Source organism: Leptothoe sp. LEGE 181152 (assembly GCF_032906605.1).
Classification (GTDB): domain Bacteria; phylum Cyanobacteriota; class Cyanobacteriia; order Phormidesmidales; family Phormidesmidaceae; genus Leptothoe; species Leptothoe turfae.
Genome location: NZ_JASATU010000032.1, coordinates 133,097 through 148,990, shown reverse-complemented (window position 1 = coordinate 148,990; position 15,894 = coordinate 133,097). Strand labels below are relative to the sequence as shown.

Here is a 15,894-nt window from a genome sequence, read left to right as displayed (position 1 = left end):
GATGGCGAGCTTGGGTGCTGAGTCAATCATTTCCATTGAACTCAACTATTGTTATTTAGCTTAATTCAGAGAATTAAAGCGTTACCCTAATCAGAGATAGGCGATCAGTCGATTAGGAAGGAGCTATGTACGGAATTGTAGGTGTTGAGGAAATATCAGCTCCGGACTTTGCCCAGCGGCTGGCAGAGGATGGGTTACAGCTGGTAGATGTTCGAGAACCAGAGGAAGTTGCGATCGCACACCTCTCCAACTTTATCTATTTGCCTCTGAGCCAATACGCTGACTGGGCTGATCAAATCTTTACCCATTTAGATCCCAGTCTTGAAACCATTGTCATGTGCCACCATGGCATTCGTTCAGCCCAAATGTGTCAGTGGTTACAGCGTCAAGGGTTTGAGCGCACCAAAAACCTATCTGGTGGTATCGATGCCTACTCTCGCCTAGTAGATAATACCGTTCCCCGTTATTGATGACTTAGAGGGGCTGCCTCTGGTAATTTGGTAAATCTAAGATTGAGTTGAGAGTCTATGTTTGGCCAGCTACTGCTAGGGCACTAGCTCCACTCACTGCTCACCACTCAAAAATTCCATGCTTAGCCAGCTTCAAACCCTTGTCCGTGAAGTTGATGGACGTTATGCCACCGACACAGAGCTAATGTTTTTGCAAAATTACCTGCAAACGGCTCGTCTACGGTTTAGTGCCTATCAAAAAATTCAGAAAGCCGAGACCGCTATCATTCAACAGGTCAAACAAAAACTAAAGGCTACTGACCCTCAACTGCTCCGGCGGGGCAAAGTTGATCTCAGCGCTAAGTGGCAACGGGATGCTGTGATCGGGTTTCGCTACTGTGCCCATGCGCTACTAGTAGCTGACGAAGAAGGATTAGAGGAGCGTCTTTTGCTGTGGTTTCAGTCCATCATACGTTCCTTTAAGGCCCAGCAAAGCTGCGACATTACCTACAAAATTATGCAGGATGTAGTGCGTCAGCATCTAACGCCGCAAGAAGCAGAGCTATTTTGTCCAATTTTGGCCCAGGCTAGACTTTTGCTAGGGCAATAGCGTTACCCTGAAGGTACGCTCATGTATCGCAGGTCTTATGGATATTCCATCGGTTGGCGCCCACAAGTTGCGTCAGCAATATCCCAATAAACACAATTACTATAAGTTTGCCGATTTTTTCCAGTTCAATGCATCTAAGGGCACTATTTCTGACTGGCATGGCAGCCGTAATATCCTGACAAGTGAAGATTTCATCATTGGTTTGTTAGAGGGCTTGGAAGAAGAAGTGGGAGCCGCTTCAGCCGCTGTGATGTACTCCATTGGTTTGGAATGGGGTAAACAAGACTCATTATTTTTTGACCAGTGGTTTGAGCGGGAGTACAACGTTAGTCCCCAGCAGGCTAACCTTATGTTTCTATTAGAAACCTGGTGGTGGCCCTTTACGGCCCAAGGTTGGGGCCGTTGGGAAATTGACATGGCCGATCGCACCCAGGGGTTTATGTTCATTAACCTCTTTGACTCAGCCGTTGCACGCACTTTGGGGGATGTGGGTAAACCCGTCTGCTATCTGTATGCAGGGCTATATGCTGGCTTTTTTACTGAAATGGTACGTAAACAGCTTAGCTGTATTGAAATTCAGTGCTATTCCATGGGGGAAACCTACTGTAAGTTCTTATTGGGGGCCCGAGAACGAATTGATGCGGCGGCGTTTTGGCTAAATGAAGGGGCGACAGCTAGCGATATTCAAAACCGGCTGCGTTCCGGAGATTCATTGTGATGGCTAACGATGTAATCAAGTCTGAAGTGAGCAGTCAGCCCCTGGAAATTATCTCAGTTGGGGAGTTTTTTCAGCAAATCAACTGGTATGGCAGGACAATGCCTGGTATGGATGAGGCAGACCTGGCTAATACTCCCTATGAAACGGTTGGGCAATTTTTTGCTACATTTCCTTGGCAGGGAGCAGGGGGGGCTACGACTGCTGACGATTGGGATGCAGTGAAAGATGATGAGACTGCCCCCATGGAACAAGCTACTCTCACGCTAGAAGACCTATCGGCGCTATTTTAGGTCTGTCGGTTATTTTGAACACGCTAGTTTTGAATAAAATTGCCCTCTAGCATCACCATGACAACGCCTCCTAGCCAGCACATTTTGCGACAGATTGAGCTTCAACCAGATAAGAGCTATCTGACACCTCAGGAGTTGAGTAGTCTGGGCCGGTATGTTGGCAGCTTAACGGATCGTGTCCGCGCATATCGCCAGCTGCGTGAGTGGGAGGTTAACCTGATTCAAGAACTGGTGGATCGGCTGCCGACCGAGCTGAAGGAAAATACTAGGGCACTGGAACAAAGTATCAAACAAACGATCTTGATCCTGCGCTATGCCGCTTTAGGCATGCTGGTGGATGACGTACATCTAGGGCGACGTCGCTTAGAGGGATGGTTGCCAACGATGGTGATGGTTTATCAGACCCAATCAATCGATGTATTGCTGCAAAAATCCCTCAATCAACAGCTGCCCAGGCTATTAACTGACTCCCAGTTTGCTTTACTACAACCAGCCCTAGAGTCAGCACAACAGCTCTTAAAAGATGCCGTAAAAGAAGAGGGGGCAGAATAGAATTTCCATTCTAAAAAACTTGCCGATGATAAAATTTCTCCACGTAAGCGTAGTTTCAGTACGAGAACCTTTGAGGGACTCATTGTAATGGTATTAGTCGCCGATTTACTTGCAGACACTAATCTGACGTCCAACTACTTTGCCAGTGATGTCTATGTGCATGGCAGCCTAGATCTGGGGTTATTGGAGAATCGTCGTGGTGATCGGCTACTGGCTTTACCAGAAACCCTGATTCGGGCAATTTATTCAGGGTTAGATAATGAAACTGGTCAGGCCTCAATGTTGGTGTTATATAACTGTGGGCGCTGGTGGGGGAAAAATTTTTACACACGCTTTTGCGAAGAGCTAACTGATTACCACAATCGTTCGATATCCAGTTTGTCAATGTCTGAGTTTATACAGGCTTTGCAGCAGTGTTGGGTGACCCATGGTTGGGGGCAAATCAGTTTGGATAATACCTATAAACCTGACGGATTTTTGGTGGTAAAAATCCGCGCATCGGCTTTTATTGACTATGCTCCTCAGTTAGAAAGACCTGTAGGATTTCTAGAGATGGGCGCATTACAAGCATTTTTCAGTGAATTGAGTGAGCAAACGTTGCACTGTGTACAAACAGCTTGCGAGTCATTGGGGGCTGAAGAAAATTGTTTTGTTCTGGGTGTCGAAGAGCGATTGGCCCTGGCAGAGGCAGGTGTAGAACAAGGGCTTTCCCACGCTGAAATTATGAGCTTACTGGTGGGCCAGGGAGCTTAGTCGCGTGCCAACGGATTGATAACGGGATTTAGTGAACATGAGCCATCAGCGGTCTAGCTATCGCCTGTTGGGGCTGGTCGGCAACGGTCAGTTTGGGCGTGTGTATTGCGGTGTGCATCGCAAGACCGGGCAACTGGTCGCCATTAAGTATTTACATCGTCATAGCTTATCAACCCATGCGTTTTTGCGAGAGCTTCACTGCTTATTGAGTTTGTCGCATCCCCATATAGTTGCCTGTCACGCTTTAGAGCATTGTGAGGATGGGCGGCGTTTGGTCTTGGAATATTGCGCCGGTGGTACATTGCGATCGCACATGCTCAGCCCCCTCAGCGTGGCTGATATTCTCACCCTGGTGTCAGATGTGCTCTCGGGGCTGGCCCATGCCCATCAGCAAGGCATTATCCACTGCGATATTAAACCCGAGAATATTTTGCTCAGCTACAGCGATGGTCGCTGGCGAGCCAAGATCTCAGACTTTGGTATTGCCAAACTTACCCAAGACCAGCAAAATCACCAAGGCACAGGACAGACGGGATCCCCGGCTTACATGGCACCAGAGCGTTTTTATCGCCAGTACTCCCCATCAGCAGATGTATACGCAGTTGGCGTGATGTTGTTTGAGCTGCTAGTAGGTCAACGCCCCTTCACCGGTACGCCTATGGCCTTGCAATCAGCCCATTTAAACCAGCCTGTGCCTGATGCAGACCAACTTAGCGAACCGCTGAAACATATTATTGCCAAAGCCTTAGAAAAGTTGCCTGCGCGCCGCTATCCAACCGCTGCGGAAATGTTGGTTGACCTCAAACAATTAGATCCCTCTAGTCTGAATCTTGGACAGTCGCTTAACGCCCCAAAGATCGATTACGTTTCCTACACGGGCAATCCCCTACATCGGCTGACTCAACCAGTCACCCATTTTCAAAAGCTATCAGCGGCATCCATTACGCAGGATGATGAGTCAGCTGTCGAGTCCACAATGCTGATGGTCCACGGTTTACAGCTTGCTACTCTCCAACAGCAGTCACTCAACGTCTCACCGCAAATTCTCGATGCGTCAGTACAAGGGCTACATCTATCCCCAGCCGGACTGATGGTGAGTACGGCATATACCCTTTGGCGTGGTGCAACCCCTGAGTGTTTGACCTCCCTGAGTCATTGGCCATTGCCTGCCATGGCTGCCGTGGCACCGCATCAACGTTGGATAGCTACGGTTAGTCCCAGTACCAAACAATTGACCATTACCCAATTACGTGAACCGACTCAGACCCCTGTACGTCGGCCCTTGCCTCCAGATATTGAGATCCATCAGGTAGTGGCGATTGATAAGGCCCACATCGGTATTTTGGCCAGTAGTGCTGGTTCAGGCAGCCAGCTGATGTTGTGGAACCGTCGAGGCATGTATCTGACCTCACTGGATTTAGGGATCACGCTGCAGCAGCTTACGCCCACAGATCAGCGCCATCAATGGATGGCTATCGATGTCCATGCACCTCACACCGTTGTCTTTCTCACCCTCAAACCCCTGCGCATGACACGCATGATTTTGGATATTTGCCCGGCGCTAATGCTGGATTTGCCCTGGGGATATCTTTTCAGCAACACTGTAGGACGCATGTTACTGCTTGACCGCGATTTCTATCCCATTGGGGGTATTCAGGGGCCAGCTGGGGTAACTGCACTGACTGCTATGAGTGCCCATGAGTTACTAGTGGCCACATGGCAAAACAAACCGATTGGGCTCGGGGCGCTCCATAGGTTAAACCTGCAAGAATTTGATCTGGATATGATTTTTTAAATGCCTCAGTTAATTGCGTAAATTGACTTGTCCATCAATGCCATTCTCTTCCAGCCATTCTAAGCGCTCTTGAGCATCAGCCTCATTGACATAGGCTCCGGCCTGCATAAATACTTGACTTCCCATCTGTGTACGAAAAGCATCAGGGACCAAGCTCTGAAGTTTCTCTGCATCAGCCATATCTACGAGCACACGATAGCGAAACGTTGCAGTTAGGGCGACTGAGCCTGGCGGTGTCAGGCTCAGTGATCCACTCCGACTGGGAATGGCTATCGATGGCACAGGCAGCCGCTCACCATTGGTTGTGGCTGTGGGTATATCAGGGCGTACATCGGGGGTAGTGAGGTCACTACTGTTCTCTGCTCGTGGAGATGAGGCTGGCTCAGGTCTGCCATTGAGTCGGGTTAACAGTTGCGAAACACCTTCCCGCTGTCCAGATGATGAATTGTTTTGGTTAATATTCGGTGCACTGGCTGGAATAACGGCGATGGGGATAGCATCATCATCAGCACTGGTTTTGGTTGGAGCCGCAGCAATGTCCTCCGTTGCAGTTGGGGCGGCTTCATCAGCGACATCAATAACGATTTCGTTGTCCTCTGATGATGGGGCCTGGCGGGTGGATGATGGGGCCTGGCGGGTGAGGGATGCTTGAATATTGACGGGGGCTGGGGCAGCCGATGAGATGGCTAGATGCTGTCTGTAAGATGCGATCGCACCCGTTGTCTCATCAGTTTCATTGTCATGAGTCGCTGTATTAACACGCTCTAGTCCATCCTCTGGTTCATGAGTCTCAGATAAACCTTCTATAACCGGATTGGAATCGGCTGTAGCTTGGTTGATGGCTATATCAGTTGCAGGAATATCAGCTTCGGGCTGTGCCAGTTCTGTTGTTTCTGCTTGCACATCAATAGGACTGCTAGTCTCAGAGCTGCTAGTCTCAGAGCTGTTAGTCTCAGAGCTGTTAGGGGTAGATGCTGGCCTTGTTAAGACCGCTGGCCTTTCCTGTACTGACACCGTAGGTATTCTCGTTTCATGGGAAACCTCAGATACTTTAACGGCGACGATATCAGTAGAATTCTCAGCTATAGCGGCTGTAGTGGTGTCTACTTCCACCACACCATTGCGCCCATTGTCATCCAGAACATTAGCTTCTAAAACAGGACGGGCATTGTTTTTTAAGGCAATTCCCACCTCATTGCGTGTAATGCGATTATTGTTAATAACGGGAGTCGCCGGGTTGGCCACAGTGATAGCTCGGCCTGTCGTTTCAAAATAGTTGCCTCGCACAAGGGCACGACTATTTCCCTGAATGCTTAAACCGTACTGGTTACGGTTGAAATAGCTGTTTTCAATGACAGGATCACCATGGGTAATCTGAATGCCCGCAACAGCGTTAGCAACAAGCGCGACTCTACGCAGAATTGGTGAGCCTGCTGAAATCCACACACCGTTTCCCTTAGAGTTAGAGATGACGACATTGGCAAGACCGGATCGATCAGCCGCCAATATAGTTGCATTTTGAGTGCCGTTGCCATCACGGAAATCTCCTCCACCCGTAATAATTGTGTTGCGGGTTTGACCTGCACTTCCCTGAATCGTAATACCTGGTCGTAAACGCAACGGAAATTGTTCCCCCGACTCTTGGCTGTAGTGCCCCGGTGCTAGCAAGATTACCGTGCTGGTGTTGGTGGGAGCCATCCGTAAGGCTTGGGTAATCGTTTTATAGGGTTGTTCGGCACTGCCAGCACCTTGTATATCAGTGCCTGTGGCTGCATTGACGTGCAAGACACCATAGCTTTGAGAGGCTTGACTCATGCTGATGGTGTTTTGTGCAGTCGATCCATGTTGGGCTTGTGCTCGCGCTGGAAGAGCCGTCATGAGGGTGGCCACGCTTAGCAGCACTACCCTGTCCAGCAGGTGTTGTTTTATGCGTTTTGTTGCGTTCATCGTCGAATCCACTATCGTGATTGCCCGGAGAGTCTATTTCTCCCGGCTATTTGCGATGACGCTCTGCCCACCATCCCAAATCTATGGTTAGTACTGCAAATGTGCGGTGGGTGCGTGAGGCAGGATGTCGTTAATGCCTAGATTGTTTATGCCTAGCGATTTTGATGGGGGGGTGAAAAAATGTCAACCCCCTTGTGACAGATTTCTTTGATTTTCTATGCTTGGCCACCACAAAAACTCAGATTAGTTTACGCTGATAACGAATTTACAGCTGATACGATGGGAAGGCTTTGCCTTCATGCTGATCTTGTCTATGCACTCTGAGCCAATTGCTGCAAAACAGTCTCAGAAAGTACTGTATCGAATTCTAGATGCCAACCTGGACCGGGCTCGCGAAGGCCTCCGCATTATTGAAGAATGGTGTCGGTTTGGGTTAAATGATGCCACTTTGACAGAACAAATTAAATACCTGCGTCAGACCCTGGGCGGTTGGCACAGCGATGATATTCGTCAAAGTCGCGACACCCCAGGAGACCTGGGTACGGCCCTGAGCCATCCCCAAGAAGAACAGCGAGATACTATGCAAACAGTGGTAAAGGTCAACTGCTGTCGCGTTCAAGAGGCACTGCGAGTGCTAGAAGAGTATGGCAAGCTCCATGCTAGTGAAATGGCAACGGGTGCCAAGCAGATGCGCTATCAGCTGTACACGTTAGAAAGTAAGCTGCTGGGCCATAATGTGCGGCAGCTTCTGGCCAAAGCGCGCACTTATCTCGTGACATCTCCCCATGATCGTTTACTAGATGTTGTGGAGTCGGCTTTGAAGGGGGGGATTGATATTGTTCAATATCGTGAAAAGCAAGCCGATGATGACGTGCGACTGGAGTTGGCCAGCAAGATCAAAGCCCTTTGTCATCAATATGACTCGTTGTTTATTGTGAATGACCGAGTGGATATTGCTGCAGCTGTCGGGGCAGATGGCGTGCATCTGGGGCAACAAGATTTACCCATGGCAGCAGCGCGTCGCATTCTGGGACCATTGCCCATTGTGGGGCGCTCCACCACAAACTCTGTAGAAATGGCTAGAGCCATTGACGAAGGCGCTGACTACATTGGCGTTGGGCCAGTCTATGCCACACCTACAAAACCTGGAAAAGCTGCGGCTGGTTATGACTACATTCGCTACGCTGTAGAAAATGCGCCGATGCCCTGGTTTGCTATCGGTGGCATTGATCTCACCAATGTGGCCTTAGTGCGAGACGCTGGTGCACCCGGTGTCGCCATTGTGCGGGCTATTATGCAAGCCGATGACCCGCTCCAAATAACTCGTTCCTTTAACCAGCACTTTGAGTAATAGATTCCTTCTCCCTTTCCTATGAACACTAGCTCTGAAGCAACCAGCATTATGCTGCAAGTCAATGGTGAATCGCAGTCCTGTGCTGAGGGGACGACGTTACCCCAGTTGCTGATTCAACTGACTATGGATCCACGTTTGGTCGCTGTGGAATATAACGGTGAGATTTTGCATCGTCAGTTTTGGGAAACGACTGTGATGCAAACTAATGACCGCTTAGAGGTGGTGACCATTGTTGGCGGCGGCTGATCGTTCACCAGGCTTCGTTAATCAGTGTTAAGAATCGTCGAGGCTTGTGTGTCGTCGGTCGGCTACGCAGGGGCGGTAATCCCGCCTCTTTTGACTCACCATATGGTCTAACTAAAAACGTTAAAGTAAAGAGGGCTACACCTTGGTGGGTTTCCCCGCCTGAGTAGAGCCTTAGTAGACCTGTCTCAGCGTTTTTCTATACCCTGCATCATGAGTCGATTTAAGCTAACCCGATTTACGTCTTGGTTACGCCCACTGCTCAAGCCGTTCTTGGTTTGTTTCCTGGCATTGGTTCTAGTGTTCTCTCAGGCTGATAGCGCTTTAGCGGCCCGTGCTGGCGGGCGCATTGGTGGCGGCAGTTTTCGGGCTCGTCCATCCTCTGGTCGGACGTATTCGTCGCCCCGTAGCTATCAAGGTCCGTCTCGTGGTTACTATCCTGGCGGCGGGTTTGGCTTTGGTTTTCCACTGGTGATGCCGCTGTTTGGTTTTGGTGGCGGTGGCCTATTTAGCTTGCTAATCTTTTTTGCGATCGCATCCTTCCTGGTCCGCAGCTTCCGCTCCACTGGCTTTGGCGAAGGAGAGACTTACACGCCTAATCCAACGGTTTCTGTCGCTCGTTTACAGGTGGGATTACTGGCCAAGGCTCGCCACCTTCAGGACGACCTTAACCGCTTAGCAACCTCCTCAGACACCAGCTCATCGGCTGGGCTGAGCAAAGTACTACAAGAAAGTACGCTGTCGCTGCTACGTCATCCCGAATACTGGGCCTATGCAGATACTGAAACCGTCCAAACCAAGCTAACGTCTGCTGAGGTGGAATTTAATCGCTTGGCGCTGATGGAGCGAAGTAAGTTCAGCCATGAAGCAGTTTCTAACGTTAATAATCAAATCTCTGGTGGTAATAGCGCTACGTTGCCCGACGCTGACGGCAATTTACAGAGTGGTGAATACATTATTGCAACCATGATTGTTGCTGCCCAAGGTAAGTTGACGCTGCCTAACGTGAATTCCGAGCAAGACTTGCACAAAGCCTTAAACCAAGTTGGGGCGATTCCGAGTGATGAACTCGTGGCGGTTGAGGTAATGTGGACGCCCCAGGCCAGTGGTGAAACCTTAACGAATGATGAGGTTATTGCCCAATATCCAAATTTGAAGTTGGTTTAGGACTGTAACTGATCAGTTGTAGCGACATTGATTAGCGATGCTTAAACGGGAGTCCATCTTTTGGGCTCCCGTTTTTTATTGGACCCTTTTTTATTGGGTGACTTAGGCCCTGCATACGTGAAATTTTGTTTTGACGATTACCTTGATGTCCTATTGTTTTGACAAATGTTTTTCACTTTCGAGCCTATCTAAGTACAGATCCGGGTATAGTGGTTCCGGCTTGAGGGGCCGACCCGGTAGCCGAAAATGAACTAATGTGCTTAACTTTTGAACAATCTCCCTTGCGCCTGTTTTTTAGAAGGTTCCCATGCTTGTTCTGCTTACCCGTGTTTTACTTTGGGCCACTCTTGGACTCTTAGTTTGGTACATTCTGACTAAAATCATTCCAAAACAGTACCTGACTTGGTTTGGCGGAGTAATTGTTCTGATTCTGATTGTTGCCTCCTTTGCAGATCCCAATGATGAAACAATTGGAACTATTTGGCGGCTGCTCTCATTGCCATTGACGCCTCTCGGGGCAACAATTTTGCTGTTGGGATCTGCAATCAGTGACGGTGTGGGAAAAGTAAAAGGGCAGCAGGTGGCAGCGGCCTTGGCTATTTTGGTCATTACCAGCCTGCCGATTTTTAGTCGCTTCATCGTTGCCCGCTCAGAGCTAGAAGTGCAGCAGGCATTTGCTGCAAGAGCGGCCCAGTGTGCTGAGGTTTGTCCTGCCGGTTTAGAAGGACCGCGATTAGACCGGACAGGGGCGATTGTGGTGCTGGGTAATGATGCTGGAGATTCGCAAGGAGCCGTTGCCTTTCAAAGTGCGAGTGATCAAGCATATAACTCAACGCTGGTACCCCGCTTAATTTATGGATCTCAACTTTATAATGAGGCTCGTCAAGCAGGTGCCGATCCGTTTGTAATTGTGACCGCTGACCCCGGTGGAAGTGGTGAAGCTAGTCAGGTCAAGCGCCAGAATATTAGAACGGTTCTGGTTAATAATGGAGTGCCTGGAGAAAATATTCGTTTTGAGTCCACTGGTTTGAACGTCCATGGCACAGCTGATAGGGTAGATCGATTTTTGCGTAATCAGCAGGTACTACCGGCGAGAAATAATCGCAATGAGCCGACCGATCCACGGATTATGCTGGTGGCTCCAGCCATGACGATGACACGCTCGGCATTGACCTTTGAGAATATGGATATGCAGGTCATTGCTAAGCCGACAGATTTTTACTCAGTCAATACATGGTCCGGGAATGATACGTTTTCCCGATTGCCTGACATCATTCCTAATGTAGATGCCCTACAGCTAACATCCCGCTATTGGGATGAGGTGCTGACATCCACCTACTATTTTCTACGGGGTTGGCTCCCTGACTTCGACTTTGGTTGGGACTCTAATATCGAACTCTAATATAAGCCATCACTGCTTAGGGTCATCACCGCTCAGCTTGTACTAAAAGGCAAGCTGGGCTTTAGGGTACTACGATAGTGAAGCAGCGATGGCTGCAGAAGCGTTTCGAGTACTTTTATGGCAAAGTCTAGGCTGCAGTATCTAACCAGCTATCTTCAACCACATCGTCGACATCTTTTCGTGGGTATTTCAACCCTCTTGGTGGTTAATATCCTGAGCGTATGGATTCCCTTAATTATTGGTGATGCAGTTGAGCGCCTCAAAATTGCCTTTAGCCAGGGCACTATTTTGCGCTATGTGCTGTTGATTTTGGTATTAGCCACGGTCATGTGGGTAATACGTATGGCGTCACGAGTGCTGATCTTTGGTGTGGGGCGTAAGGTTGAGTTCGATCTTAAACAGCGCATTTTTGAGCATTTGCTGTCGTTAGAGCCTGCCTATTTTGCAGAAAATACCATTGGTGATCTGATCAACAGAGCCACCAGTGACGTGGATAATATTCGCCGGTTATTAGGGTTTGCCGTACTTAGCTTGGCGAATATCCTATTTGCTTATAGCTTTACTGTGCCAGCGATGCTGCGTATCAGTGTGCGTTTAACGTTGGTGGCGTTGGCTATTTATCCGGTCATGATGCTATTGGTGGGCTCCTTTAGCAATCGTCTGCGGCAAGAACAGTTGGATGTTCAACAGTCACTGTCTGACCTGAGCACCCTGATTCAAGAGGATATGAGTGGCATTGGATTGATCAAAATCTACGCTCAGGAGACAAACGAGCAACAAGCGTTTGCTCAGCGTAATGATGAAGTACTGGAGGCTAATTTATCCCTGGCTCGTACCCGTAATACGCTCTTTCCGTTGCTGGGAGGTTTAGCTAGCCTAAGTTTGGCCATTATTTTAGCGGTGGGGGCTCGCAGCATTGCTGCAGGCACGTTGGCTGTAGGCGATTTTGTCACCCTTTTGCTTTACGTCAATAACCTGGTTTTTCCAACCGCTCTGCTCGGATTTACGATTACGTCCTATCAGCGGGGTGAGGTTAGTGTTGACCGCATTGAGGCAATTTTTGCGGCTCAGCCGAGGGTGGCGAGCGTTGCCAAGGCATCATCTTTGCCTGTGGGTGAAGTATCTGGCCGATTACAGGCTCAAGGGTTGACTTATGCATATCCTGGCACTGATACGCCAGCGATTCAGGATATTTCGTTTTCTATCGAGCCTGGGGAGACCGTTGCTTTAGTGGGCCCCATTGGTTCGGGTAAATCTACACTGGCCAAAACCCTACCCCGGATTTTAGAAATTCCGGAAGGGCACCTGTTTATAGATGATTACGATGTGACCCAGGTAGCTCTGCCAGATCTGCGACGGGCAATTGCTTTTGTTCCCCAAGACAGTTTTTTATTCAGTACCAAAATTAAAAATAACTTGCGCTATGGGGTGCCGTTGGCAGAAATGCCTGAGATTGAGCAAGCGGCAAAACTCGCTCAGATTCGGAACGAGATTGCCAATTTTCCTAACCAATATGACACCGTTGTGGGTGAGCGCGGGATTACGTTGTCTGGAGGTCAGCGACAGCGAACGGCGTTGGGAAGGGCACTGCTGGTGGATGCTCCTATTTTGGTACTTGATGATGCCTTGTCTAGTGTTGACAACCAAACGGCAACTCAAATTTTGGATAATTTATCCCACGGTACCCAGCGCAAGACGGTGATTTTTATTACTCACCAGATGTCAGCTGCGGCAAATTGCGATCGCATTATCGTAATGGATCAAGGTCGCATCGTTCAGACAGGCAGCCACGATAGTTTAGTCCGGCGTTCTGGTTTATATCAGCAACTTTGGAATCAGCACAAACTTAAAGAAGTACTCCAATAGTGCTTATAAAACCCATGGATGTTTAGCTACAGCTAAACATCCATGGGTGCAAAATTGAATTACTATTTGCCATTGTCCAACTCATTCAAACTGGGGCTAATTCAGGCTTCATTAGCTAATTGCGCCGGGCAGTGCAAAGATCGGCAAATACATAGCCACCAAGATTGAACCAACCATACCCCCCAGAAAAATAATCATAATGGGTTCCATAATGCTGGTTAAGGCTTTAACGGCTTGTTCAACCTCATCCTCATAAAAGTCTGCGACTTTCATCAGCATTTGGTCTAATTCACCTGTTTCCTCACCAATGCTAATCATCTGAATGGCCATAACAGGAAAGACTTGGTGTCTTTGTAAAGCCAGGCTGATCATGCCCCCTGTCTGAATCTCTGAACGAGCCTCTTCAATTGCATTGGCAATCACCTGGTTGCCAGAGGTATCTCGAACAATTTCTAAGGCTGTCAAAATGGGAACACCTGAGCGCGAAAGTGAGCCAAATGTGCGGCAGAATCTTGCAGTTGCTGACTTTTGAACTAAATCACCAAATAGAGGCAGCTTCAAGAACAGACGATCCATTGTTTCCCGGCCAGCGCGGGTTTTGTAGTACTGTCTGTACGCAATTCCAGCAATCACTAGGGCTGCAATCGTTAACAAAACCAGGAGAGGATTACGCAGAAATCGGCTTATGTTGATCATAAACTGCGTAAAAGCTGGCAGCTCTGCCCCAAGCTCAATAAAGATCTCTTCAAAGATGGGCAACAGGAAGACCGTCATACCAATAAAGATGGTGACCGCTAGAACCCCTACCGTTACTGGATAAGCCATAGCAGACTTAATCTGGTTCTGTAAGCGATTTAGATCCTCCAAAAGCTTTGCCAGACGATTGAGAACCTCATCCAGCACACCACCGACCTCTCCTGCCTGAACCATGCTCACATAGAGCAGATCAAAGCTAGCTGGATGCTTGCGCATCGAGTCAGATAAGTTGTTTCCCTGTTGGACATCAGAGTTGATCTCCAGCAGGGCTTTCTTTAACTTGGGGTTAGGGCATTGCTCACCCAAAATTCCAATGCCTCTGACTAGGCCAACCCCAGCATTGACTAGAGCCGCAAACTGACGCGAAAAAACAGCCTTATCCTTAACCGAAACCTGAACTAGAGAGGTTTTCATATCCTCCCAATTTAAATTCAAGCCTCGATCTTGCTTAATGCTCTGAATATAAACTCCACGCTCCTTAAGCATGGTGCGAGCTTCACCAGGCGAATCAGCAACAACCTTCTCACGTCGTGTACGACCTGTGGTGTCTCGACCTGTAGCAACATAGGTAGGCATGGATTTTACCTCTGCAAATTTTAGGCTTATAAGTTATGGAAGGCTTTATACAGCGTTGCCTGATTTTTAGGCAACCCCCAACGTTAACTAGTAAGGAGTTGGTAAATCAGACATCAACCTTTAACTAACGGCGTGCACCAGTAGCAGAACGACCACGCTGTTGATTCCTGGGAGTACCGGTACCACTAGTGGTACCAGCACCACCTGCATTGATCAAGCGTTGTAATTCGTCAGCTCGGGACGATTTGCCTATGGCACTTTCAAAGCTAATCGTGCCAGCTTTATGCAAATCCGCTAAAACCATCTCTAACGTCTGCATGCCCAGCTTACCGCCAGTTTGAATAGCACCATAAATTTGAGCGGTTTTACCTTCTCGGATCAAGTTAGAAATCGCTGGGGTGACCACCATAATCTCTTGAGCCATTACACGACCAAACTCACCAGGCTTGGGATTTGCTTTAGGAACAAGGGTCTGACTGAGAACAGCAACCAGAGAATTAGAAAGCTGTACACGTACTTGCTGTTGCTGTCCCGGTGGAAACACATCAATCATTCGATCTACAGTTTGCGCCGCAGAACTTGTGTGTAAGGTACCAAAAACAAGGTGCCCTGTTTCTGCCGCTGAAATTGCCAGGGAGATCGTTTCTAAATCCCGCATCTCACCCACCAGGATGACATCAGGATCTTCCCGTAGCGCTGCCCTAAGTGCGTTAGCAAAACTCTTAGTATCTTCACCAATCTGGCGTTGATGAATCAAACTCTTAATGGGCTCATAGACAAATTCAATCGGGTCCTCGACTGTCAGAATATGCTCAGCCCTGGAATGATTAATATCATTGATCATTGAAGCCAATGTGGTCGACTTGCCCGACCCCGTTGGCCCAGTCACCAAAATCAACCCCCGGGGCTTTCGAGCTAACTCAATTACGATATTGGGGAGACCTAGTAAATCAGCACTTGGAATTTTAGAACTCAGCGCTCTTAAACAGGCGGCATAGGTGCCTCTGTCCTTATAAACATTGACCCGAAAACGCGCTAAGCCTTTAACACCGTAGGAACAATCTAGCTCCCAAGTCTGCTCTAGGTGTTTCCGTTGGGTATTATTGAGCATGCTGAAAATCAGTCGTTGACACTGTTCAGGTGTCAGCGGTGGATGTTCAGTTGGGGTGAGGTGACCACTAACCCGAATGTATGGGGGCAAACCTGCTGAAAGGTGAAGGTCAGATCCGCCTCGCTCAACCACCTCTTCCATCAAGTCTTCGATCATCATTTCCATAGGGCCACCTCAGGTAGATATCTACAAAATCGTTATAAGCAGAGAAATAAAGGAAATAGAGAAGCTGGTCAGCAGAGCTCAACATAAGTAATGGAGATGATTGTACCCATTTCAACCTTATGAATTACATCTAGTTAGCT

15 protein-coding genes are annotated in these 15,894 nt (G+C 48.5%); 12 read left to right on the top strand and 3 right to left on the bottom strand.

The window, feature by feature from the left end; translation table 11 throughout:
• Positions 1 to 125 precede the first annotated feature (125 nt).
• The 7 genes from QGP82_RS17855 (at position 126) to QGP82_RS17825 (ending at position 5,167) form a co-directional block, all read left to right on the top strand.
• The gene (locus tag QGP82_RS17855; protein ID WP_163662752.1) at positions 126 to 470 is read left to right on the top strand and encodes a rhodanese-like domain-containing protein; all 345 of its coding nucleotides are present in this window, start codon (positions 126 to 128) and stop codon (positions 468 to 470) included.
• 118 nt (positions 471 to 588) lie between these two features.
• A complete protein-coding gene (locus tag QGP82_RS17850) occupies positions 589 to 1,059 on the top strand; it encodes a bilin-binding protein (protein ID WP_006516398.1) in 471 nt (156 codons plus the stop codon).
• A 37-nt stretch (positions 1,060 to 1,096) separates the two neighbouring features.
• Positions 1,097 to 1,777, top strand: coding sequence for a V4R domain-containing protein (locus QGP82_RS17845; RefSeq protein WP_163662750.1), 681 nt, complete (start codon positions 1,097 to 1,099; stop codon positions 1,775 to 1,777).
• Positions 1,777 to 2,067 (top strand): hypothetical protein, encoded by a 291-nt coding sequence (locus QGP82_RS17840; protein WP_163662747.1) that lies wholly within the window; start codon positions 1,777 to 1,779, stop codon positions 2,065 to 2,067. The genes QGP82_RS17845 and QGP82_RS17840 overlap by 1 nt, the downstream gene beginning before the upstream one ends.
• A gap of 57 nt (positions 2,068 to 2,124) precedes the next feature.
• Complete coding sequence (locus tag QGP82_RS17835) at positions 2,125 to 2,619, top strand: bilin-binding protein (RefSeq protein WP_163662744.1); 495 nt, start codon at positions 2,125 to 2,127, stop codon at positions 2,617 to 2,619.
• 87 nt (positions 2,620 to 2,706) lie between these two features.
• Positions 2,707 to 3,372: a V4R domain-containing protein gene (locus QGP82_RS17830; protein ID WP_006516394.1), complete on the top strand. Its 666-nt coding sequence runs from the start codon at positions 2,707 to 2,709 to the stop codon at positions 3,370 to 3,372.
• A gap of 37 nt (positions 3,373 to 3,409) precedes the next feature.
• Entirely contained in the window at positions 3,410 to 5,167 is a 1,758-nt protein-coding gene (locus QGP82_RS17825; RefSeq protein ID WP_499060538.1) for a serine/threonine-protein kinase, read from the top strand.
• A 9-nt stretch (positions 5,168 to 5,176) separates the two neighbouring features.
• Here the strand turns inward: QGP82_RS17825 and QGP82_RS17820 are convergent, their stop codons facing one another.
• Positions 5,177 to 7,114, bottom strand: a complete 1,938-nt coding sequence (locus QGP82_RS17820; protein ID WP_499060537.1) for a DUF1565 domain-containing protein — start codon at positions 7,112 to 7,114, stop codon at positions 5,177 to 5,179.
• Between the two features lie 313 nt (positions 7,115 to 7,427).
• On the opposite strand from QGP82_RS17820, the gene QGP82_RS17815 reads away from it, so the two are divergent.
• The 5 genes from QGP82_RS17815 (at position 7,428) to QGP82_RS17795 (ending at position 13,146) form a co-directional block, all read left to right on the top strand.
• A complete protein-coding gene (locus QGP82_RS17815; protein ID WP_250565677.1) occupies positions 7,428 to 8,465 on the top strand; it encodes a thiamine phosphate synthase in 1,038 nt (345 codons plus the stop codon).
• A gap of 21 nt (positions 8,466 to 8,486) precedes the next feature.
• Positions 8,487 to 8,714, top strand: coding sequence for a sulfur carrier protein ThiS (gene thiS / locus QGP82_RS17810; RefSeq protein ID WP_490793624.1), 228 nt, complete (start codon positions 8,487 to 8,489; stop codon positions 8,712 to 8,714).
• 210 nt (positions 8,715 to 8,924) lie between these two features.
• Positions 8,925 to 9,878, top strand: a complete 954-nt coding sequence (locus QGP82_RS17805) for a DUF1517 domain-containing protein (protein ID WP_499060536.1) — start codon at positions 8,925 to 8,927, stop codon at positions 9,876 to 9,878.
• Between the two features lie 307 nt (positions 9,879 to 10,185).
• Positions 10,186 to 11,280, top strand: a complete 1,095-nt coding sequence (locus QGP82_RS17800) for a YdcF family protein (protein WP_163662731.1) — start codon at positions 10,186 to 10,188, stop codon at positions 11,278 to 11,280.
• A gap of 117 nt (positions 11,281 to 11,397) precedes the next feature.
• Positions 11,398 to 13,146: an ABC transporter ATP-binding protein gene (locus QGP82_RS17795; RefSeq protein WP_163662729.1), complete on the top strand. Its 1,749-nt coding sequence runs from the start codon at positions 11,398 to 11,400 to the stop codon at positions 13,144 to 13,146.
• 111 nt (positions 13,147 to 13,257) lie between these two features.
• Here the strand turns inward: QGP82_RS17795 and QGP82_RS17790 are convergent, their stop codons facing one another.
• Positions 13,258 to 14,478 carry a type II secretion system F family protein gene (locus QGP82_RS17790; RefSeq protein WP_006516386.1) on the bottom strand — a complete coding sequence of 407 codons (1,221 nt, stop codon included), beginning with the start codon at positions 14,476 to 14,478 and terminating at the stop codon, positions 13,258 to 13,260.
• Positions 14,479 to 14,602: 124 nt separating this feature from the next.
• On the bottom strand, positions 14,603 to 15,754 hold the full coding sequence (locus tag QGP82_RS17785) for a type IV pilus twitching motility protein PilT (RefSeq protein WP_163662728.1): 1,152 nt from the start codon (positions 15,752 to 15,754) through the stop codon (positions 14,603 to 14,605).
• Positions 15,755 to 15,894 lie beyond the last annotated feature (140 nt).